This window comes from Streptomyces sp. NPDC044921, assembly GCF_056432865.1.
This window is the reverse complement of the sequence record NZ_JBWKIF010000002.1, coordinates 445,870-464,216: the sequence shown is the minus strand read 5'-3', so window position 1 is coordinate 464,216 and position 18,347 is coordinate 445,870. Positions and strand designations below refer to the sequence as shown.

The 18,347-nt window shown below is 73.5% G+C and carries 18 protein-coding genes and 3 pseudogenes; 11 read left to right on the top strand and 10 right to left on the bottom strand.

Translation table 11 applies throughout. The features are described from left to right. The first annotated feature begins 8 nt into the window (after positions 1-8). Positions 9-887, top strand: a complete 879-nt coding sequence (locus AC07DA_RS04795) for a helix-turn-helix transcriptional regulator (RefSeq protein WP_479124587.1) — start codon at positions 9-11, stop codon at positions 885-887. 63 nt (positions 888-950) lie between these two features. Here the strand turns inward: AC07DA_RS04795 and AC07DA_RS04790 are convergent, their stop codons facing one another. Beyond that, positions 951-1,268 (bottom strand): GNAT family N-acetyltransferase, encoded by a 318-nt coding sequence (locus AC07DA_RS04790; RefSeq protein WP_479124585.1) that lies wholly within the window; start codon positions 1,266-1,268, stop codon positions 951-953. Positions 1,269-1,401: 133 nt separating this feature from the next. Here AC07DA_RS04790 and AC07DA_RS04785 point away from each other — a divergent pair, with 133 nt between their 5' ends. Next, positions 1,402-1,932, top strand: coding sequence for an alpha/beta hydrolase fold domain-containing protein (locus tag AC07DA_RS04785; protein WP_479124583.1), 531 nt, complete (start codon positions 1,402-1,404; stop codon positions 1,930-1,932). 30 nt (positions 1,933-1,962) lie between these two features. Here AC07DA_RS04785 and AC07DA_RS04780 read toward each other — a convergent pair whose 3' ends face one another. Both AC07DA_RS04780 and AC07DA_RS04775 read right to left on the bottom strand, forming a co-directional pair. Further along, on the bottom strand, positions 1,963-2,238 hold the full coding sequence (locus AC07DA_RS04780) for an Atu4866 domain-containing protein (protein WP_479124582.1): 276 nt from the start codon (positions 2,236-2,238) through the stop codon (positions 1,963-1,965). 309 nt (positions 2,239-2,547) lie between these two features. Beyond that, complete coding sequence (locus tag AC07DA_RS04775; protein WP_479124580.1) at positions 2,548-3,024, bottom strand: MarR family winged helix-turn-helix transcriptional regulator; 477 nt, start codon at positions 3,022-3,024, stop codon at positions 2,548-2,550. 166 nt (positions 3,025-3,190) lie between these two features. Here AC07DA_RS04775 and AC07DA_RS04770 point away from each other — a divergent pair. The 3 genes and pseudogenes from AC07DA_RS04770 (at position 3,191) to AC07DA_RS04760 (ending at position 5,329) form a co-directional block, all read left to right on the top strand. Then, a pseudogene (locus AC07DA_RS04770) lies at positions 3,191-4,029 on the top strand (SDR family oxidoreductase). Between the two features lie 166 nt (positions 4,030-4,195). Further along, a pseudogene (locus AC07DA_RS04765) lies at positions 4,196-4,803 on the top strand (SDR family oxidoreductase); the annotation flags it as partial. A 235-nt stretch (positions 4,804-5,038) separates the two neighbouring features. After that, positions 5,039-5,329, top strand: a complete 291-nt coding sequence (locus tag AC07DA_RS04760; protein ID WP_479124578.1) for a cysteine hydrolase family protein — start codon at positions 5,039-5,041, stop codon at positions 5,327-5,329. Here the strand turns inward: AC07DA_RS04760 and AC07DA_RS04755 are convergent. Next, entirely contained in the window at positions 5,259-5,981 is a 723-nt protein-coding gene (locus tag AC07DA_RS04755; RefSeq protein WP_479124576.1) for a tetratricopeptide repeat protein, read from the bottom strand. The genes AC07DA_RS04760 and AC07DA_RS04755 overlap by 71 nt on opposite strands. A gap of 415 nt (positions 5,982-6,396) precedes the next feature. Here AC07DA_RS04755 and AC07DA_RS04750 point away from each other — a divergent pair, with 415 nt between their 5' ends. Continuing rightward, positions 6,397-7,032, top strand: coding sequence for a hypothetical protein (locus tag AC07DA_RS04750; protein ID WP_479124575.1), 636 nt, complete (start codon positions 6,397-6,399; stop codon positions 7,030-7,032). Between the two features lie 37 nt (positions 7,033-7,069). Here the strand turns inward: AC07DA_RS04750 and AC07DA_RS04745 are convergent, their stop codons facing one another. After that, positions 7,070-7,246 (bottom strand): hypothetical protein, encoded by a 177-nt coding sequence (locus AC07DA_RS04745; RefSeq protein WP_479124574.1) that lies wholly within the window; start codon positions 7,244-7,246, stop codon positions 7,070-7,072. Between the two features lie 174 nt (positions 7,247-7,420). Between AC07DA_RS04745 and AC07DA_RS04740 the strand changes: the two genes are divergently transcribed. The 3 genes from AC07DA_RS04740 (at position 7,421) to AC07DA_RS04730 (ending at position 11,295) form a co-directional block, all read left to right on the top strand. After that, positions 7,421-8,596 carry a spore photoproduct lyase family protein gene (locus AC07DA_RS04740; RefSeq protein WP_479124572.1) on the top strand — a complete coding sequence of 392 codons (1,176 nt, stop codon included), beginning with the start codon at positions 7,421-7,423 and terminating at the stop codon, positions 8,594-8,596. 120 nt (positions 8,597-8,716) lie between these two features. Continuing rightward, positions 8,717-9,961, top strand: a complete 1,245-nt coding sequence (locus AC07DA_RS04735; protein WP_479124570.1) for a serine hydrolase domain-containing protein — start codon at positions 8,717-8,719, stop codon at positions 9,959-9,961. Positions 9,962-10,356: 395 nt separating this feature from the next. Further along, positions 10,357-11,295 carry a peptidoglycan-binding domain-containing protein gene (locus AC07DA_RS04730; protein WP_479124568.1) on the top strand — a complete coding sequence of 313 codons (939 nt, stop codon included), beginning with the start codon at positions 10,357-10,359 and terminating at the stop codon, positions 11,293-11,295. Positions 11,296-11,341: 46 nt separating this feature from the next. Here AC07DA_RS04730 and AC07DA_RS04725 read toward each other — a convergent pair whose 3' ends face one another. Next, on the bottom strand, positions 11,342-12,220 hold the full coding sequence (locus AC07DA_RS04725) for an alpha/beta fold hydrolase (protein WP_479124566.1): 879 nt from the start codon (positions 12,218-12,220) through the stop codon (positions 11,342-11,344). A gap of 122 nt (positions 12,221-12,342) precedes the next feature. Here AC07DA_RS04725 and AC07DA_RS04720 point away from each other — a divergent pair. Next, positions 12,343-14,276, top strand: a pseudogene (locus AC07DA_RS04720) (AfsR/SARP family transcriptional regulator). 52 nt (positions 14,277-14,328) lie between these two features. Here the strand turns inward: AC07DA_RS04720 and AC07DA_RS04715 are convergent. Continuing rightward, positions 14,329-15,012 (bottom strand): adenosylcobinamide amidohydrolase, encoded by a 684-nt coding sequence (locus AC07DA_RS04715; RefSeq protein WP_479124564.1) that lies wholly within the window; start codon positions 15,010-15,012, stop codon positions 14,329-14,331. A gap of 469 nt (positions 15,013-15,481) precedes the next feature. Between AC07DA_RS04715 and AC07DA_RS04710 the strand changes: the two genes are divergently transcribed. Further along, positions 15,482-15,856 carry a hypothetical protein gene (locus AC07DA_RS04710; RefSeq protein ID WP_479124562.1) on the top strand — a complete coding sequence of 125 codons (375 nt, stop codon included), beginning with the start codon at positions 15,482-15,484 and terminating at the stop codon, positions 15,854-15,856. A 131-nt stretch (positions 15,857-15,987) separates the two neighbouring features. Here AC07DA_RS04710 and AC07DA_RS04705 read toward each other — a convergent pair whose 3' ends face one another. The 3 genes from AC07DA_RS04705 to AC07DA_RS04695 form a co-directional block, all read right to left on the bottom strand. Then, positions 15,988-16,926 (bottom strand): serine hydrolase domain-containing protein, encoded by a 939-nt coding sequence (locus tag AC07DA_RS04705; RefSeq protein ID WP_479124561.1) that lies wholly within the window; start codon positions 16,924-16,926, stop codon positions 15,988-15,990. Between the two features lie 110 nt (positions 16,927-17,036). After that, entirely contained in the window at positions 17,037-17,285 is a 249-nt protein-coding gene (locus tag AC07DA_RS04700) for a hypothetical protein (RefSeq protein ID WP_479124560.1), read from the bottom strand. Positions 17,286-17,291: 6 nt separating this feature from the next. Further along, the gene (locus tag AC07DA_RS04695) at positions 17,292-17,750 is read right to left on the bottom strand and encodes a GDSL-type esterase/lipase family protein (RefSeq protein WP_479124559.1); all 459 of its coding nucleotides are present in this window, start codon (positions 17,748-17,750) and stop codon (positions 17,292-17,294) included. Positions 17,751-18,347: the final 597 nt, after the last annotated feature.

Genomic DNA, 18,347 nt, shown 5'->3' with positions numbered 1-18,347 from the left:
CTGGGGGCATGAGCAATGGGACACCCTTGGGTGACTTTCTCAGAGCCCGTCGAGAGGCCCTGAAGCCGCACGACGTCGGACTGCCCGAGCACGGGCGACGGCGGGTGCCGGGACTGCGCCGGGAGGAAGTGGCGCTCCTGGCCGGTGTCAGCTCCGACTACTACGTCAGGCTGGAGCAGGGACGGGAGCGGAGTCCGTCCCCGCAGGTCGTCGAAGCGGTGGCGCAGGCGCTGAGACTGGACGCGGAGGCCACGGGCCATCTCAACCGGCTGGTCGTCGCCGCCACGCGGCGTCCGCGCGACCAGGGCGGGCAGGAGGACGTCAGCCGGCAGTTGCTGGAGCTGATGGACGGCTGGGAGCACACCCCGGCGTTCGTCCTCGGACCCGCCCTCGACGTCCTGGCGGCGAACTCCCTGGCCACCGCCCTGCACAGCGGGTTCGAGCGGTTCGACAACCTCGCCCGGATGGTCTTCGTCGATCCCGCGGGCCGCGCGTTCTACCAGGAATGGGAACGCGCGGCGCACTCCTGCGTCGCCGAGCTCAGGGCCGCCTACGGCCACGATCCGCAGGCGCGGAGGATCACCGAGGTGGTCACGGAACTGAGCGGCGCCAGCGAGGAGTTCGCGGCACTCTGGCGGTTGCACGAGGTCAAGAGCAAGTCGCAGGAGGGCAAGCACCTCAGACATCCCGAGGTGGGTGATCTGCACATCAGGTTCGCCGCGTTCACCGTCAACGGCGCCCCGCACCAGCAACTGGTCGTCTACCAGGCCGAACCGGCCGGCCCGACGGCGGCGGCCTTCGAGGCGCTCAGGGCCAGAACCACACCGCCGGTGCCCGCTCGGACTCCCGCGTCACCCGGCTCCGGACCAGCCGCCGGGGGCGGGTGACCCGTCATGTGACGAGCCGGCCGGTGCTCGCCTGTGCGATACGGGCACCGGCCGCGGGCCGGATCAGTCCACGACCCGGCTGGTCGGCCGGTAGTTCCACGGCTCGTACTCGGGGTGCCGGGCGGCCCAGCCGGCGATGAAGGGGCACACGGCGAGGAACTTGGTGTCCGCGTCCCTGGCCATGTCCAACGCCGCCCTGGCCAGCGCCGATCCCACGCCGCGGCCCTCGTACGCGGGCTCGACCTCGGTGTGGACGAAGGCGATCACCTGCTTGGCCGGTATGTACTCGGCGATCCCCGCGAGCTGCCCGTCCACGCGGGCCTCGAGGCGATGGTCGGCGTCGTCCCGGACGATGGTGACGTCGGACTTGGCATCCGCCATGAATGTCTCCGTTTCTGAGCGGCCCCCGCCTCGTCGCCGAGGGCGGCCGGCCGGCTGCCACTGTGCTCGGCGCCGCCCGCGGCACGCATCGGCGATGGTCGCCTAGGGCGTTCCACCGCCCCGGGCGGAGGGGGTGACCTGGACGGCCATTGTCCCTCAAGGCACGCTCCCGGCAATTCCGCCGGCCGACCGGACCGGTGTGCCCCGAGGCACCGTCCCTGCGTGGCGCCCTCATCGAGGCGGGCGCCGACCCGCAGGAGCCGACCTCGCCGCGGCGACCCTGCTGCGCCTGCGCCGACGCGGGACGGCGCACCGATTCGCCGCGGCGGTCCTGGAGTTGGCGTGTACGACCTACCTCGCGGGCACCCCCAGCGCCCAGCAGGAGACGGACCACGACGTGCTGCGCGGCATGAGGGACCTGACGCACCCGGAGCTGTCCCCGGCCCAGCGGCGCGACCCGGACCTGTCCCCTCTCTACGCCGACCTGACCGGCCTGCCGCCGGTCCTGTTCGGGGTGGGGACGGCGGACCATCTCCCCGACGCGCCGCACGGAGGCACGGGCCTGCCCACGGTGCTGCCGCACTGGCAGTCCGCGTTGCTGTCCTTCCTGGACGCCCGTGTCACCGGCGCGGAGGCGGGCGTCCTCGACGGGCGCATGGTGTGACGGCGGGCCGCGTCACCGGCCGGACACGGCTCATGACGTGCCGGCCGGTGACGGGGTGTCGTCCTCTCGGTAGAGGACGAGGTGTTCGTGGTAGAGCACGCCGTCGCGCACGTCGCCGGTGGCGGTGAAACCGGTGTCGTCGACGTAGTCGATGTGGTTGCCCGTGACGGTGTAGCGGCCGGTGTAGGCGCTCTTGCGGCCGCCCCGGGCCTCGTCGTAGCGGCCGTCGGGAAGCAGTTCCTGGCGGATGTGGCCGTCGGCGGTGACCCACGTGCCGACGAAGGGGTGAGGTGTGTCGGTGTTCATGTCTCGACGGTCGCCGACCGTCGGCGGGCCGGCCAGGCCGGGTCCTTCCTGGGAGTCGCGCACCCGGTCTCCGACAAGAGGTACTGCCACTTGGTCATGCGGTGCTTCATGCCGACGACGTGCCCGTCCAGTGCGAACGTGCCGTCACCGCGCTGGTGGAGCAGCCGCGCGTCCGGCTGGGGGGGGACCGGTCCACGCGCGGACGGGCTCCAGCGGGAACAGGTGGCACTCGGCGATCAGCGGCGCCTGACGGCCTGAAGCGGCCAGGGCCGTCAGGCCGAAGTGCTGGAACCTGGATCCCCCGGAGATCTACGGGGCGGGGCTCTCGTCGCGTCCCTCAACGGCGGCCATGATCCGCCCCAGGGATACACCGAGTGTTCTCACTTCGTCGGCGTCCAGCGGATCGAAAAACAGCTTCCGCACGGTTTCCGCGTGTCCGGGCGCCGCCGCTTCGATGGTCGCGCGGCCCTTTTCCGTCAGTCGCACCATCGCGCCCCGCGCGTCGTCCTCGCACGCTTCCCGTGCGACCAGTCCGCGTTTCTCCATGCGGCTGATCTGATGGGAGAGCCGACTCCGCTCCCAGCCGACCTCCGCGCCGAGATCACGGGCGCGCAGCACGCCGCCCTCGGACTCCGACAGGGGGGCGAGGAGGGCGTAGTCGGCTGCGGAGATGCCGGAGTCCCGTTGCAGTTGCTGGTCCTGGGCACGCTGGAGCTCACGGCTCAGCCGGCGGTAGGTGGACCAGATCTCGGCCTCGTGCGGGGCCAGCCATCGCGGTTCGGGCATGTGCCCACCCTACCAGATTGTTGACATGTCATTAATCAATGCGCGCATCCTGGGAGCGGCACACCCAGGACAAGCGCAGCCTTCATGCCCCATCGGCGCCCGGGCAGACTCGAATGCGAAAGCAGGAAAACCCCGCACGGGGCAAGCAAATGGAAAGGCATTTCCCATGGCTATCTGGTTCGTCACCGGCGCCTCCCGCGGAATTGGTGCGGAAATCGCTCGTGCCGCTTTGCCCGACGGAAACAAGGTGGTGGTCGCCGCCGTCATCCGGAGCGTGTGCCCGATGACCTGAAGTCGTCCGACGACGTCTTCCCGGTCGCGCTGGACGTCACCGACAACGACAGCATTCCGCGCGCGGTCGAGGCGGCGGTGGACCGTTTCGGCCGGATCGACGTCCTGGTGAACAACGCCGGGCGCGGACTGCTCGGCGCCCTGGAGGAGATCACCGACGCCGAGGCGCGGTCCCTCTTCGCCCTGAACGCCTTCGGTCTCGTCAACGTCACCCGCGCCGTCCTGCCCGTCATGCGCCGGCAGGGCTCCGGCAAGCTGGTGCACATCGGCTCGCGCTCCAGCTTCGAGGGTGAGCCCGGGGTCAGCCTGTACTCGGCGTCCAAGTTCGCCGTCGCCGGCATCAGCGAGGCGCTGTCGATGGAGGTGGCCCCCTTCGGCATCCAGTCCATGGTGGTCGAACCCGGCGTGTTCCGGACCGACTTCCTGGACTCCAGCTCCCTGTCGGTGGCCGCCGACCGCATCGCGGACTACGACGGCACCCCGGCGCACGTGACGCTGGACTGGATCGAGAAGGCCAACCACGCCCAGCTCGGCGACCCGGTCAAGGGCGCGGCCCTCATCGTCGAGGTCGCCTCCGGGCGGAAGCTGCCCACCCACCTGTACCTGGGCCGTGACACCCTCGAACGCCTCGAGGTCAAGATCCGGCAGATCCGCGACGACCTGGAGCCCTGGCGCGAGAAGTCCGCGGCCACGGGCCACGACGACGCCGCCTGACCCACGGGACCGGCGCGCCCCCAGGCCTTCTCACCCGACTGGGCGGAACACCCCTCACCCCCGCCCGGCCCGGCCTGTCCCCCCTCCCCCGCCCCCTCGCACGCACAGGCACCCGCACCTCCACGCGCACACGCACACGCACACGTACACGGATCGAGGTTCCCTCATGTCTGCACTGCTCACCGGTACTCCCCTGGCCGGCCGCGTGGCCGTCGTCTCCGGCGCCTCCAGCGGCATGGGCGCGGCGACCGCCGAACGTCTCGCCCGACTGGGCGCCTCCGTCGCCGTCCTGGCCCGCCGCAAGGACCGGCTCGACGCCCTCGTGGAGGGCATCGGGGCCGTCGGCGGCACCGCGGTCGCCCTGGCCGTCGACGTCACCGACCGCGACGCCGTCATGGCCACCGCCGAGCAGGTCACCGACCGCCTCGGCCGGGCCGACCTCGTCTTCAACAACGCCGGTGTCCAGCTCATCTCCGGGATCGAGGAACTCGAGGTCGACGACTGGCAGCGCCAGATCAACCTCAACATCGCCGGCCTGATGAACGTCATCGCCGCCTTCCTGCCCCACCTCACCGCGTCCGCGGCGACGGCAGGCCCGCCGACCTGATCAACACCTCCTCCATCGCCGCGACCCGCATCCTGGAGAAGTTCTCCGTCTACTCGGGCACCAAGGCCTACATCAGCCACCTCACCCGGCTGCTCCGCGTCGAACTCGGGCGCAAGATGGTCCGCGTCGCCACCATCGAACCCGGCATGGTCGACACGAGATCACCGTCCTGCCCACCGCCCAGGCCATCTAGCACCGTCACACCCCTCGTGCCCGGGTGGGGAGGAGCAGCCGCCCACTGCTCCTCCCCACCGCCGCGTGCGGCACGTCTGCTCAACTGCCCTGGCGTGGAGGGAGCTTGGCTACGTAGTGGTTGCCGATGCCGGGAGGGGAGTGTGCCTGGGAGGGTCGTCGGTGGCGGCCGCGGTCCGGGGCCGCGTCCGATACGACCACGGAGACGACATGGCAGCCAACGGCATCACCTACACCGGTCTCGACGCCCTGCTGGAGCCCGAGAAGTCGGTCATGCTGCTCATCGACCACCAGGGCGCCCAGTTCGCCGGCATGCGCAGCATGGACGCGAGCCTGGTCGTCAACAACGTCACCGCCCTGGCGAAGGGCGCCAAGCTGTTCGACGTACCCACCATCCTGACCACCGTGGTGGAGGACCGCGGCGGCCACCTCATCCACCAGCTGGACGGGACCCCCGGCACAACGCGACCGCCACCCGGGCGTGGTGCGCGGCCTCGGTGAGACGTCCCAGGGACAGGTACGCCTGCGCCATGCCGGTGTGCGTGCGCGCCACGGCCTGGTGGTGCTCTGACTCCCGCAGGAGGTCCAGCACCGGACGGAAGGCGGACAGGGCCCCGTCGTGCTCACCGAGGAGATGCAGGACCTGGCCCAGGCGGTTGAGCGCCCAGGCCTCGTTGTGGGTGTGCCCCTCGGCCCGGTTCAGCTCCACCTGGCGCTCGGCTGTGCGCAGCAGCTCCTCGTCGACGTCTCCCATGCCCGCGCGCACCTGGACGACGTTGCCCTGGATGATGGCGACGAGGGCCCAGCTGTCCTCGTCCAGTCCCTCCGCGGTGCGCACCGCGGCCTCCAGGCTCTCCCGGCCGGCCCGGGCGCCCTGCCGGGCGTAGGTGAGGTAGCCGCGTACGTTCTGGGCGTAGGCCAGGGTGAGGCGGTCGCCGCTGCGTTCGCACAGGGCGGCGGCACGGTCGATCTGGTCCTCCGCCTCCGCCAGGCGCCCGACCTCGGCGAGGGCGTGCCCCAGCGCGTACCGGGCGCGGCCCTCGCACGCCGTGTCGCCGTTGCTCCGCGCGGCGTCGACCAGTGCCCCGGCGGCGGGCCGCACCTCACCGTACGGAAGTTGACGAGGTGCCGGAGTGCGGTGCGGCTCGGCCACGCCGTCATCCCCTCAAGTCGGTGGTGTCCGTGCGTGCGGCACGAGGTGACGGCGTGATCACGTCTGCGCACACGGAACCGAAGTCGGTCATACGCCCGATGATCGCACTGCCACGGCGTCCGGGTTCCCCGTTGCCGGACCCACCCGCCGGTGTCGGTCCGCCCGCCGCCCCCGACCGCACCACACAACCGTCAACCCGGCGCGTCCGTACGCCGTCGGGCCGATTCCCGTGCGCTGGGTGACACCGGCGGGACGCACCCGGGACAAGTCGCGCCCCGCGCAGGGCGAAGGAGACAACAGGGCGGGAACAATCGCCTCCGCCGGTCCGTACCATGCTCTACACCAAGGCGTCCCGCGGCCATCGCGACAGGTGTCACCCGCCGCACGCCTCCCACGCCGAGGAAAGGACAGCACCATGCCCGAGACGACGACGTCCACCACCGAACTGGCCACGCAGTACATCACCCAGGTCAACAGCGACCTGGAAGCCAACGTCAAGGAGCAGGAGCGCATCACCGCGGAAATCGCCTCGCTGCAGGAGCAGCTGGCGTCCGTGCAGCGCGACCACGGCGTCCTGGTGAGCATGCAACAGGCGCTCGGCATCACGCAGGCGCCGGCCGTGCCAGTCACCGGGTCCAAGGGTGCCGCCGTGCCCTCGCCGCGGCGGAAGAAGGCCGGCGCGGCGGCCGGCGCAAAGCAGAAGGCGCGCAAGTCCACCACCGCGCCGGCGAAGAACGCGGCCAGGAAGCCCGCGGCCAGGAAGGCGGCCGCCGCCAAGACGGCCGAGCCGACGCTCGTCGAGCTCATCCGGCGCCATCTCGCCGAGCAGAAGGAACCGCGCTCCGCCGCGGAGATCTCCTCCGCGCTCGGCCAGGCCCACCCCGATCGTGACATCTCCGCGAAGGTCGTACGCGTCACGCTCGAGGGACTCGTGGCCAAGAGCCAGGCCGAGCGCTCCAAGCAGGGCAGGTCCGTCTTCTACTCCGCACCCGCCGACAAAGCGGCGGGTGCCTCCGGCGCCGGGGCACAGTCCGAGGCCGCGGACGCCTGACGGCGCAGGGGCTGCCCAGCCCCTGCCCCCGGGCCGGTCAGCGCCTGCGGCCCCGTGCCGCCCAGCCGCTGCCGACCCCCGCGACCTGCAGGGCGAGCAGCGCGAGTCCGATCAGCATGACGTTGGTCGAGGTGAAGACGTCGTTCGTGGAGATCTCCGCCGCGTTGATGAGGAAGGCGAGGAAGAACAGGACCGCCGCGATGATGCCCAGCACGGTGTGCCTCCTTGGGTGGGATGTGCCTGCCGAGGGTTGCTGTCTCGCGTATGCCCCCGGCGGTTCCGCTCACGCACGGCCGGGCCCGGCGGGACGCGGCGGCGATGTGTGCCCCGTACAGTGGAAAGGGCGGGGCCGCTCGCCCCCTCCGCACCCCTGTGTACGGGAGCACACATGCACCACCCGTCCGGCACCCCGGACGACGACTCCGACGCGCTGTTCGGGCTCGACGCCCTCACCCCCAGGCCCGCCGAGTCAGGCCGGCGCCCTTCCTTCCGCAGCTCCGCCGCGGCCCGCAGGCTGCTGCCCGTGCGGGAGATCTACGCCGAGCCCGCGGCCGCCGCGTCCCCGCGCGGGAGACAGGTCACCTCCCGGTTCCCCGACGCGCAGGTGATCACGGTGGACTCCCACTGGCGCATTCCCGGGCTGCACGGCAACGAGGGCAACGTCGAGCGCTGGGTGCGCGTCAAGGGCGAGACGCTGGTCCTGGGCGAGAAGAAGACCCTCACCACACGCCCCAACGGGCGGTCGGCCGACTGGATCGCTCCGGGTGCCTCCAACGGCTGCGCCATGGCCTGCGCCTACTGCTACGTGCCCCGGCGCAAGGGGTACGCCAACCCCGTCACCGTCTTCACCAACATCGAGCGGATCATCGCCCACCTGGGCCGGCACGTGGCTCGGCAGGGCCGCAAGCCCGAGCCGAACCAGTGCGACCCCGAGGCATGGGTGTACGACATCGGCGAGAACGGCGACTGCTCGGTGGACGCGCTGATCTGCGACAACACCGCTGATCTGGTGCACGCCTTCCGGCAGTGGCCGGCGGCCAAGGCGTCCTTCGCCACCAAGTTCGTCAATCCCGACCTGCTGACCCTGGACCCGCGGGGCCGCACCCGCGTCCGCTTCTCCCTGATGCCGCCGGACGACGCCCGCCTGCTCGATGTGCGCACCTCGCCCGTCGCCGAGCGGATCGGCGCGGCGGCGGATTTCCTGGACGCCGGGTACGAGGTGCACTTCAACCTCTCCCCCGTGGTCGTCCGCCCCGGCTGGCAGGACGCCTGGGCCGAGCTGCTCACGCACCTGGACGACGTCCTGCCGCGGCGGGTGAAGGAGCAGGCGGCGGCGGAGGTGATCATGCTCACCCACAACCAGGAGCTGCACGAGGTCAACGTCGGCTGGCACCCCCGGGCCGAGGACGTCCTGTGGCGGCCGGAGCTGCAGCAGGCCAAGCGCTCCGAGAACGGCGCGCTGAACGTGCGTTACCGCAACCAGGTCAAGGGCGAGGCGGTGCGGTCCCTGCGCACCCTGATCGACCAGCGCGCGCCCTGGCTGCGGGTCCGCTACGCCTTCTGAGTGGCCCGGTGCCGCCGGCCGTGCGGCCGGACGGGGCAAGCTCGCCGAGCGCGTCCGGGTACGCCCGCCGAAGCTGAGGGTGCCCCGCCCGCCGAGTCTGCCGGAGCCCTCATGCCGCTCATGCCTTCTGCCGGTCCCCTGCCCCGGGCCCGTGCCCGCACCGGCACCCGTCCCCGTCCCCGTCCCCGCCACCGGCTCCGCCTCCGCCTGCCCCTGGTCGCCCTGCTCGGCGCCTGCTGTCTCGGCGGGCTGCTCCACGCCCCCGTCGCGGACGCCGCGGCGGGCGGCCCCGGCGGCGCGGGCGAGCACGCCCTGCGCAGGCAGCTCGACGAGCTGGTCAGCACGCCCGGAGGACCGCCGGGTGTCATCGTCGTACTGCAGCGGGACGGCGCACCCCGTGTCCTGCGCGCCGGTGTCGCCGACCTGGAGTCCGGCCGCCCGATCGAGCCGACCGACCACATGCGGATCGCCAGCACGGCGAAGGCGTTCAGCGGTGCCGTGGCACTGCGTCTGGTGCAGGAGGGCGTACTCGGCCTCGACAGCAGCCTCGGCCGCACCCTGCCCCGGCTGCCGCGGGCCTGGCGGTCGGTCACCCTGCGGCAGTTGCTGAACCACACGAGCGGGCTGCCCGACTTCAGCGAGGACCCCGCGTTCCTCGAACTGGTGCGGGCGGACCCGCGCCGCACCTTCGACCCGCACCGGCTGCTGGACTTCGTCGCGGACCAACCGCTGCGGTTCCGGCCGGGGTCGCAGTACAGGTACTCCAACTCCGACAACATCGCCGTCGCGCTGATGGCGGAGGCCGCGACCCGGTGGCCGTACGAGCACCTCCTGGAGCGGATCGTCACCCGTCCGCTCGGCCTGCGCGACACCAGTCTCCCCCTGGGCCACGAGATGCCCGAGCCCTACATGCACGGCTACGCCGTCGAGCCGCCCGCGCCGCCGGAGGACGTCAGTGAGGTGCTCAGCGCGTCCGGGGTGTGGGCCTCGGGCGGGATCGTCTCCACGCCGCGGGACATGACGCGCTTCATCCGCGGCTACGCCGCCGGCCGGCTGACGTCGGAGGCCGTGGTGCGCGAGCAGCGCCGCTGGATCGAGGGCGCCTCCGAGCCGGCCGGCCCCGGCCGCAACAGGGCGGGCCTCGGCATCTTCCGCTACGACACCCGCTGCGGGACCGTGCTCGGCCACACCGGGAACTTCCCCGGCTACACCCAGCTGATCGCCGCGACGCCCGACGGCCGCATGTCCCTCACCGTCTCACTCACCACCCAGGTGAACAGGACACTCGATCCCGCTCTCCTGGAGCGGCTGCGCACGATCGAGGAGGACGCCGTCTGCGCGCTGCTCCGCGGGCGTCGCCGCTGAGCCACCGTTCGTCCGTCCCCGGCCGCCGCGCGCGCCCGTTCCTTGCGTGGTCCGCCACGCCGGTGGTCTGGTCCTGTGGCACAGGGTGAGGGTGTGGACAGCGTCGCCTCGGCGGCGCCACACTCGGCTCGGCCCCTCGCGGGGACGGGGACTCAGGGCGGAGGCATACGGTGACGCGGTCGGCCCGTGCGGCGCCCCGACGCTCCGCCGACTCGCGCGACAGGCCCGCTCGCACCGCTTCGGCGGAAATCCCCGGCCCGGGCTGCCCCGGCCACGACGACCACACCCACGTCGACGGACGCACCGGCCGCTCCTGCTCCGCGCCCAGCCGCGGCCTCCGGCCCACGGCTCAGCCACCCGGGACACCCCTCAGTCAGGAAGGCCAGGAAGACATCATGAGACAACTGGGCCGCGCCATCACGCTGTTCGCGGCGGTGGCCGCGCTCCTCATCGGAACGGGCCTGCCCGCTCAGGCGTTCCCGCAGGCCGCGTTCCCGCTGACGAGCGACGGCAACCGGGGCACCGACGTCCTCGCGCTGCAGCATCTGCTGGCCGCGCGCGGCCGCCCGGTGCCCACGGACGGCGTCTTCGGCTCCGGCACCCGCAGCGCCGTCGTGGCCTTCCAGCAGTCCGCCGGGCTGACGGCCGACGGCGTCGTCGGGCCCGCCACCTGGGGGGCGCTCGTCGTCACCGTACGGCAGGGCGACGACGGTCCCGCGGTGCGGGCCGTCCAGACGCTGCTCAACGCGAAGCGGTCGGCGGGCCTCCCGGTGGACGGGATGTTCGGGGCTGCCACGCAGGCGGCGGTCCGCGCCTTCCAGTCACACGCCGGGATCGGTGCGGACGGCATCGTCGGACCGGCCACCTGGAAGAACCTGCTGTGGCACTACGAGAAGATCGACTTCGGTCCGGGCACCCTGTGCGCGCAGAGCCCCGACGGCAACGCGGACGCGCACTGGGCGACGGCGGGCGCCGTCGCCCAGCTCGAAGCGGCCGCCGCCGCCTTCTCGGGTACGGGGAACGGTCCCCTGCCGGTCGGCGACGCGAGCTTCGAGCACGGCGGGGACATCCCCGGCCACGCCAGCCACGAGGTGGGGCTGGACATCGACGTGTGGCCGATCCGCACCGACTCGGCGCAGTGCACCGCCGGCCGCATCACCTGGCAGTCCGCGACGTACGACCGCGCGGCCACCCGCCGCCTGGTGCAGGAGATCCGGGCCAAGGCCCCCGGGCACGTCGAACTGGTCTACTTCAACGACCCCCAGCTGATCTCGGAAGGGCTCACGACGAGTTACCCGAACCACGACAACCACCTGCACATCCGCTACCGGTAGGAGTCACCCGCCGTGGCCTTCCTCCTGACGCGGCGGGCGGGTGGGCTCAGCGGGTCAGCAGGTCCCGGATCGCCGCCGTGATCTCGTCGGGCACCTCCTCGGCCATGAAGTGCCCGGCCCGGGTGAGCCGGTGGTCCAGGTCCGGCGCCCACGCGCGCCACACCCCGGCGGCGTCGTAGCCGAGGCGTGCGCCCCAGTCCTGCTGGACCACCGTCACCGGCATGGCCAGCTGCGAGCCGGCGTCCAGGTCCGCCTGGTCGTGCGCGACGTCGATGCCCGCCGAGGCCCGGTAGTCGGCGACGATCGACGTCACCGCGGCGGCGCTGGCCCGCAGGTACTCGGCCCGGATCTCCCGGGGCAGGAGGTCCGGGTCGCCGGCCCAGGCGTCGAGGAACGAGCCGAAGAAGGCGTCCGCGCTGTTGGCGATCATCGTCTCCGGCAGGCCCGGCGGTTGCGCCATGAGGAACAGGTGGTAGCCGACCGCCGCCGGGACGCCGTGCAGGACGTCCCACATGTCGAGCGTCGGCACGATGTCGAGGAGGCCCAGGTGCGTGATGGTCTCCGGGTGGTCCAGGCCCGCCCGGAAGGCGACCAGGGCGCCCCGGTCGTGGCCGACGAGGGCGAAGTGCTCGTGGCCGAGGGCCGTCGCCAGGGCCACCACGTCGGCGGCCATGGTGCGCTTGGCGTACACCTCGGGGCCGGTGGCCGCCGGCTTGTCGCTGGCGCCGTAGCCGCGCAGGTCGGGACAGATCACGGTGTGCTCGGCGACGAGCCGCTCGGCGACGTGCCGCCACATCAGGTGGGTCTGCGGGAAACCGTGCAACAGCACGACCGGGCTGCCGCTGCCGCCGACGGCGGCAGCCAGCTCCACCCCGTCCGCACCGGGCAGGCGCACGTGGTCGAAGCCGTGAGGAGTGAGCGTCATGAGGAACCGTCTTCCGGGTGAGGGAGTGGGAGTGGGACTGACCGGACCAGCCTGGGCGAGGGCGATCAGCAGCCGATCAGTACGGCTGGGCGGGACCCGCCCCCGGCACGGAGGATGGGGGCATGCGAATCGACGTACTCGGTGCCGTGCGGGCCTTCGACGACGACGGTCCGGTCGGCCTGGGCGGCCCGCGTCATCGCGAGGTGCTCGCCCGGCTCGTCGCCGCCGAGGGGCGGATGGTCCCGACCGACACCCTCGTCGACGACCTGTGGACCGACCCGCCGGCCCGCGCCGTGGGCGCCGTGCGTACGTTCGTCGCCGCGCTGCGCCGCGCCCTCGAACCCGCCCGGCCGCCCCGCGTCCCGCCGCGCTTCCTCGTCACCGAGGGCCCCGGCTACGCGCTGCGCCTGCCACGTGAGGACGTGGACGTCCTCCGCTTCCAGGACACCCTGGCCCGCGCGCGGCACGACCCGGCCGCCGTCACCGGCCTCGGCACGGTCCTCGCGGCCTGGCGCGGGCCCGCCTACGCCGACGTGACCGGCTCCGCCTGGGCGCAGCGCGAGCGGACCCGGCTGGAGGAGCTGAGGCTGGACGGGGTGGAACTGCGCGCCCGCATCCTCCTCGACTCCGGGGAGGGGGCCGACCTGGTCGCCGAACTGAGGCCCACGTCGCGGAGCATCCCTGGCGGGAACCGGCGTGGGGGCTGCTCGCCCGGGCCCTGCACCGCGCGGGCCGCCAGGCCGACGCACTGGCCACCCTCCGCCGCGCCCGCGCGATGCTCGTCGGTCAGCTCGGCCTCGACCCCGGCCCCGACCTGCGGAACCTGGAGACGGACCTCCTCAACGGAGCCGTACCCGGCGTGGCCGCACGGACGTCATGGACCGGCTCCGGACTCCGGCTCGGCCCGCGCACCACCGTGGATCTGGCCCGCACCCTCGCGCTGGCGGGAGGCGAGGCCCTGGTCCACTCCCGGCGCGACCGCCTCGCCGCCGTCACGGCGGCGGAACGCACCGGCGACCTCTTCCTCACCGCGCGCGTCATCGGCGCCTACGACGTACCGGCCCTCTGGAGCCGGGCCGACGATCCCGAACAGTCCCGGGCCGTCGTCGCGGCCGCCGAGCGCACACTCACCGCGCTCGGCCCCGGCCGCCCCGCCGACCTCGCCGCCCGGCTGCTGGCCACGGTCGCCGTCGAGAGCCGCGGCGCCGACCTGACGGAGCCCGGGCTGGCGTACGCCCGGAAATCCGCCCGGCAGGCGGAGGCGCTGGCACGGGAGCTGGCCGACCCCGCCCTGCTGGCGTTCGCCCTCAACGGGGTGTTCCTGCAGTCCTTCGCCCGTCCCGGGCTCGCCGCGGTACGGGACGGGATCGGCGCCGAGATCCTCGACCTGGCCACCCGGCACGGGCTGCCGGAGTTCGCCGTGCTCGGCCGGCTCGTCCGCCTGCAGTCCGCCTCGGCGCTCGGCGACCTTGACGCCGCCGCCTCGCACGCCGAGTCCGCCGAACGGCTCGCCGCCCTCGCCGAGGCGCCGCTCGTCCCCGTCCTCACCGGGTGGTTCCGGGCCCGGGTGGCGGCCGCGCGCAGCACCGAACCGGGCGGACCGGCCGCCGCCACGGCGGCGGCGCACTACCGCGCCGCCGAGGACGCCCTGCGGACAGCCGGCATGCCGGGGCTGCACCGCGGCCTGTTCCCGCTCGCGCTCCTGGGCCTGCGGCTGCTGCACGACCGGCCCGCCCCCACCGACCCGCGCCTCGACTGGGGCCCGTACCGGCCCTGGGCCCTGCCCCTCGTGCTGCTCGCGCAGGAGCGGGACGAGCAGGCGCGTGCCGCCCTGGCCGCGGTGCCCGAGCCACCGCGTGACCACGTGCAGGAGGCCCTGTGGTGCCTGACCGCCAGGGCCGCCGCGCGGCTCGGCGAGCCCGGCATGGCCGCACGTGCCGCTGCCGCCCTGCGCGCGGCCCGTACGGAACACGCGGGCGCCGCGAGCGGCATGCTGACCCTCGGCCCCATGGCACGCTACCTGGCGGAGGCCGAGGCCTGCGCGGCAGACGGATGAGCGCCGCCGGCCGGCTGCGGACTCCGCTCCGACGCGAGTCGCTGATGGACCGTCACCCGGGGGAAGCGGCGTTCCGCACGGCGCCGTGAACGGCGCGGGCCAGACGGGAACCCCAACGGGAGCGAGGGCCCATGAAGGCCTGGACCTCCTCCTGGCCGGGTTCTGTTCGCGCGGCGACGCACACCGCGTCGGTGGGGGTGCCGGAGCAGTCGTGGCCGGTCTCCAGCAGCGCCTGGACCTTGGCTTCGGTGGCGGTGGCGACCGCGTTGACCAGGGCCGCGTCGGTCAGCGCCACGGGCAGTGCGACGACGATGTTGACGGTGCCCGGCCGCACCGGTGCGCGCGTGCCCCCGGCGGGGGAGGCGGCCCAGCCCCGCACCCCGAGCCCCGCGGTGACGACCGCCTCCACGCCACCGTCGCGGTGGATCCCGTGCTTCCGGACGTCGGCGGCCGTCATCAACCCGACGCCCTCCCCGCGGGCGCCTGCCTCCCGGGCCAGGGCGGCGAGGTGCCGATCCGGATCGGTGCGCCGGTACCCGTGCGGCACCTGCGCGTTGAGGACCCATGCGCGCTCGCCGATGCCGCCGCCGAGCACCGCGCTGCTGATCATCCGCCAGTCGTCGCCCGCCCGCCACAGCAGACCGTGCAGCCGCTCGCCGTTCTCGACGCGCGTGACGTGCTCGACAGACAGGAGTGCCGGAGCGGCGGGGCGGGGCGGGGGAAGGACGGCGGTCACCGGACGGGGACTCCTTCAGGTCGGGAACCGGCCGATCCTATGCCGCGCCGCAGCGACGCGGTCGTCCAGCGCGGACCGGTCGCGCGGAGACCCGGCACCGGTGCACGGGCGTCGGCCGCCGTGCGGGCACGGGTGTCGGCCGCCGTGCGGGCACGGGCCCGTCGCCGATGCCGGCGAGGCGTGGCGAACCGCTCACGCTTCGAGCGGGAACCCAACGTCCGGACCGACGGAGCGTTGACAGGCGGTCGCGGTCCTCCGACAGGGCGACCAGCGACAGGGCCCTCACGTGTCCTCGCCCGGCCCTGCGCCGGGGGCGCCGGCACCGACGGCCGAGACCGGGTTCATGCCTCGCACGCCGGGGGGCGCGGGAGGAGGACGGCTCGCCGGGGTGCGGGGCCGGGCACGAGTGTGCCTGTCCCGTGCCTTCCCGCCGGGGGCGGAAGTGCCCGTTCCGTGGTGCAGTCGGGTCATGACCACACCGGCCGCGGACCGCGACGACGACACCCCGGCGCACCCCGCGACCCGTGACCGCCCCTCCCGGCTGGTCGACATCGCGGTCGCCCTGCTGCTTCTGGTCGCGGACGCGGTCATCGTCGTCGTCGCCGTCATCCTGTTCCTCGTGGTCGGCTTGGGCACCGCGCCGTCCCCGCACTCCCCGCCCACCGCGCGCTCCGACGTTCCCTTCCTGTTGTGGCTCGTCGTCTGGGGGTTCCCGGCCGTGGCCGCGACGAGCGCCGTCGTGCACGCCCGTCTGCGGATGCCGGTCACCGCCGTCGTCCAGGGCCTGTTCACGCTCGCCTGCGTGTTCCTTGCCGTGGTCTGGACGCGCATGCTGCTGGCGTGACCCACGGGACTGGCCGTGCCACCGGCCGGCGCGGCCCGGCCCGCCCTGGGAGCGTTCCCAGGACGGGGTGGCCGCAGGAGGCCTGGGACTCCTCGCCGCGTACGGTCACCGGCTGTGCGTTCGTGTGGGATCTAGGCGGCCCGGCCCGCTGCGGCCACGATGTCGGGCACCACCTCGACGGCGGGCCGCCAGCCGGGACGCAGCGCCGCCTCCGATCCCGTCGTCACCGTGACGAGGCCGAGCGTGGGAACGACCACGACGTGTTGCCCCGCGTAGCCCCCGGCGAAGAACGTCCGGTGTCCGGCCATCTCCGTCACCCACCACAGGTACCCGTAGCCCACGCACTCCGGCGGGCCTCCGCCGGTGTGCGGGCGCGTGGCCTCGGCGGCGTACCCGGCGTCGAACAGCCGCCGCCCGTCCGGGGCGACCCCTCCCGCGCACCACAGACGGCCCAGTGCGAGGAGGTCGAGCGCGGACAGGCACAACTGGCCGAAACCGTACGGCAGTCCGTCCGGGTCGCGCGGCCAGTGCCGGCGGGTGATGCCGAGCCGGCTGAAGAGTCGCCGCGCGGGGTACGTCTCCACGTCCTCGCCCAGCGCGCGGGCCAGGCAGGCCGCCAGGACATGGGAGGCGCCGTTGTCGTACCGGAACCACCGGCCGGGCTCAGACAGCCGGGGGGCCGTCAGGAGCTTGCGCGTCCAGCCGCCGGGGAGTCGCATGACGGCGTCGATGTCCCACTCCCCGGAGGGGTCGGTGCCGCGGGTCATGGTCAGCAGATGCCGCAGGGAGACGTGACGGTCCGCCGTCTCGGGGGCGACCTCGTGGAGCAAGTCGCCCACCGTCGTGCCGAGTCGGAGGCGGCCGTCCCTGATCGCGCAGCCGACGAGGGTGGAGAGCACGCTCTTGGTGACGGAGAAGATGTCCCCCGGTTCGTCCACCGCCCGTCGGCCGTACGCGTGGGCGGCGACGACGCGGTCGCGGTGCGCCACCACGAGGTGTTCGGTGTGTGCGAAGGCCGGTTCCCGCCGGATGCGTGCGTCCGCCTCGGCAACGGCGTCGTCGATGGTCAACGATCCCCTCCATCCGTTCGGCGGCATCGTCCTCGCCTGAGCCGTCGGCGCACAAACCGTTTATCGGCGCACGCCCCTTCCATCGGAGTCCCGCGAGCCGCATCCGGCCCTTACTCGAGATACGCGGCGAGCGGCAGGTTCTGCCTGCGGACGTCGCCCGCGACCAGACCGGCGATCCGCTGCGCACCGTAGGTTTCGAAGTGGGTGCGGTCGTTGCAGAAGAAGGCGCCCACGGGCCCGGAGCCGAAGTCGCCGTCGTGCGGGCAGAAGCGCAGGCCGTTGTAGAGCGAGACGCTGAGCGACTGCAGGTCGACGACCGGGGCCCCGGTGGCGGATCCGACGGCGTAGGTCTCGCCCACGAAGCCTCAGTTCTTCGTCGCCGTGCTGCCGGAGCAGGTGAGGGCGGCGACCGGGGTGAGCAGTACCGGGCGCGCTCCCCTGGCCTGGGCGGCCTGCACCATCGTGGTCATCAACTGGCGGTAGCGGGCGGGGCCGACGTGCCGGGGGCAGGTCGAGGAGGAGTCGTTGATGCCGAACTGGATGAACAGGTAGTCGCCGGCCTTCATGCCGGTGCTCGCGTTCAGCATCCCCTGCCAGCGTGACGAGTACGCGCTGGACGTGAGGCGGCACTCGCCGTCGGTGCCCAGGGTGCCGCTGACGTTCCCCTCGTACATCCAGGTCTGGATGCTGCGGCCGCCCACGGCCTGGTTCCTGACGGTGACATCGGCGTTGAACAAGGCGTCGAACCGGCTGCCCCAGCCGACCGGGCAGGCCGCCGAGCCCGGGTTGGCCACGGTGGAGTCGCCGGCCAGCCATACGGTCACCGGCTGGGCGGCCGCGCGCGGGGCGACGGCTGCGCGTGAAGCGGGGGCCGTGCGCGACGCAGCGGCCGTCCGGGCAGCGGATGCGCTCCGTACGGCGGGCGCCGTCCGCACAGTGGGCGCACTGCGTGCGGCGGGCGCGGTGGGCGCGCCCCGCGCAGGTGCCGTCCGTGCCGCGGTTGTCGCCTCACCGTGCGCGGCAGAGCAGTGCGCCGCGGCCGTGGAGGACCCACCCGTACTCCCGGCGGCGGAGGCCGCGCCGAGTCCGGGGCTCGACAGGGCGATCGTCAGCGCGGCGATGACGGCGGTCCGTACGTTCCTCATCGGTTCCTCCCTGGGGGGCGGCCTCGCCCGGTCGCAGCACCAGGCCGCCGGTCCGGATCCGGGGTTGCCGGTGCCGCCCTCCCCGGTCGGCCGCCCCGCGGGCCGGCGCGCGCGAACGGTGCAGGTGCGGGTCGCGACGGCTCCGGCCGGTCGTCTTCATCACGGTCGCGTCCCTGACTGCGCGGAAGGTGCCGTACGGGGCTCGTCGAGGCAATTCGACTACGGGCGAACCGGGTTGGGGCCGGTTCGCCCGACGCAGTGTTCTGGGCGCCCCCA

Bases quoted from the DNA above. Each gene is read 5' to 3' on its own strand.
- AC07DA_RS04740 (WP_479124572.1), top strand. From the start codon at position 7,421: ATGCACCACCCGTCCGGCACCCCGGACGACGACTCCGACGCGCTGTTC.
- AC07DA_RS04795 (WP_479124587.1), top strand. From the start codon at position 9: ATGAGCAATGGGACACCCTTGGGTGACTTTCTCAGAGCCCGTCGAGAG.
- AC07DA_RS04775 (WP_479124580.1), bottom strand. From the start codon at position 3,024: ATGCCCGAACCGCGATGGCTGGCCCCGCACGAGGCCGAGATCTGGTCC.
- AC07DA_RS04725 (WP_479124566.1), bottom strand. From the start codon at position 12,220: ATGACGCTCACTCCTCACGGCTTCGACCACGTGCGCCTGCCCGGTGCG.
- AC07DA_RS04730 (WP_479124568.1), top strand. From the start codon at position 10,357: ATGAGACAACTGGGCCGCGCCATCACGCTGTTCGCGGCGGTGGCCGCG.
- AC07DA_RS04780 (WP_479124582.1), bottom strand. From the start codon at position 2,238: ATGAACACCGACACACCTCACCCCTTCGTCGGCACGTGGGTCACCGCC.
- AC07DA_RS04710 (WP_479124562.1), top strand. From the start codon at position 15,482: ATGACCACACCGGCCGCGGACCGCGACGACGACACCCCGGCGCACCCC.
- AC07DA_RS04750 (WP_479124575.1), top strand. From the start codon at position 6,397: ATGCCCGAGACGACGACGTCCACCACCGAACTGGCCACGCAGTACATC.
- AC07DA_RS04760 (WP_479124578.1), top strand. From the start codon at position 5,039: ATGGCAGCCAACGGCATCACCTACACCGGTCTCGACGCCCTGCTGGAG.
- AC07DA_RS04790 (WP_479124585.1), bottom strand. From the start codon at position 1,268: ATGGCGGATGCCAAGTCCGACGTCACCATCGTCCGGGACGACGCCGAC.
- AC07DA_RS04735 (WP_479124570.1), top strand. From the start codon at position 8,717: ATGCCTTCTGCCGGTCCCCTGCCCCGGGCCCGTGCCCGCACCGGCACC.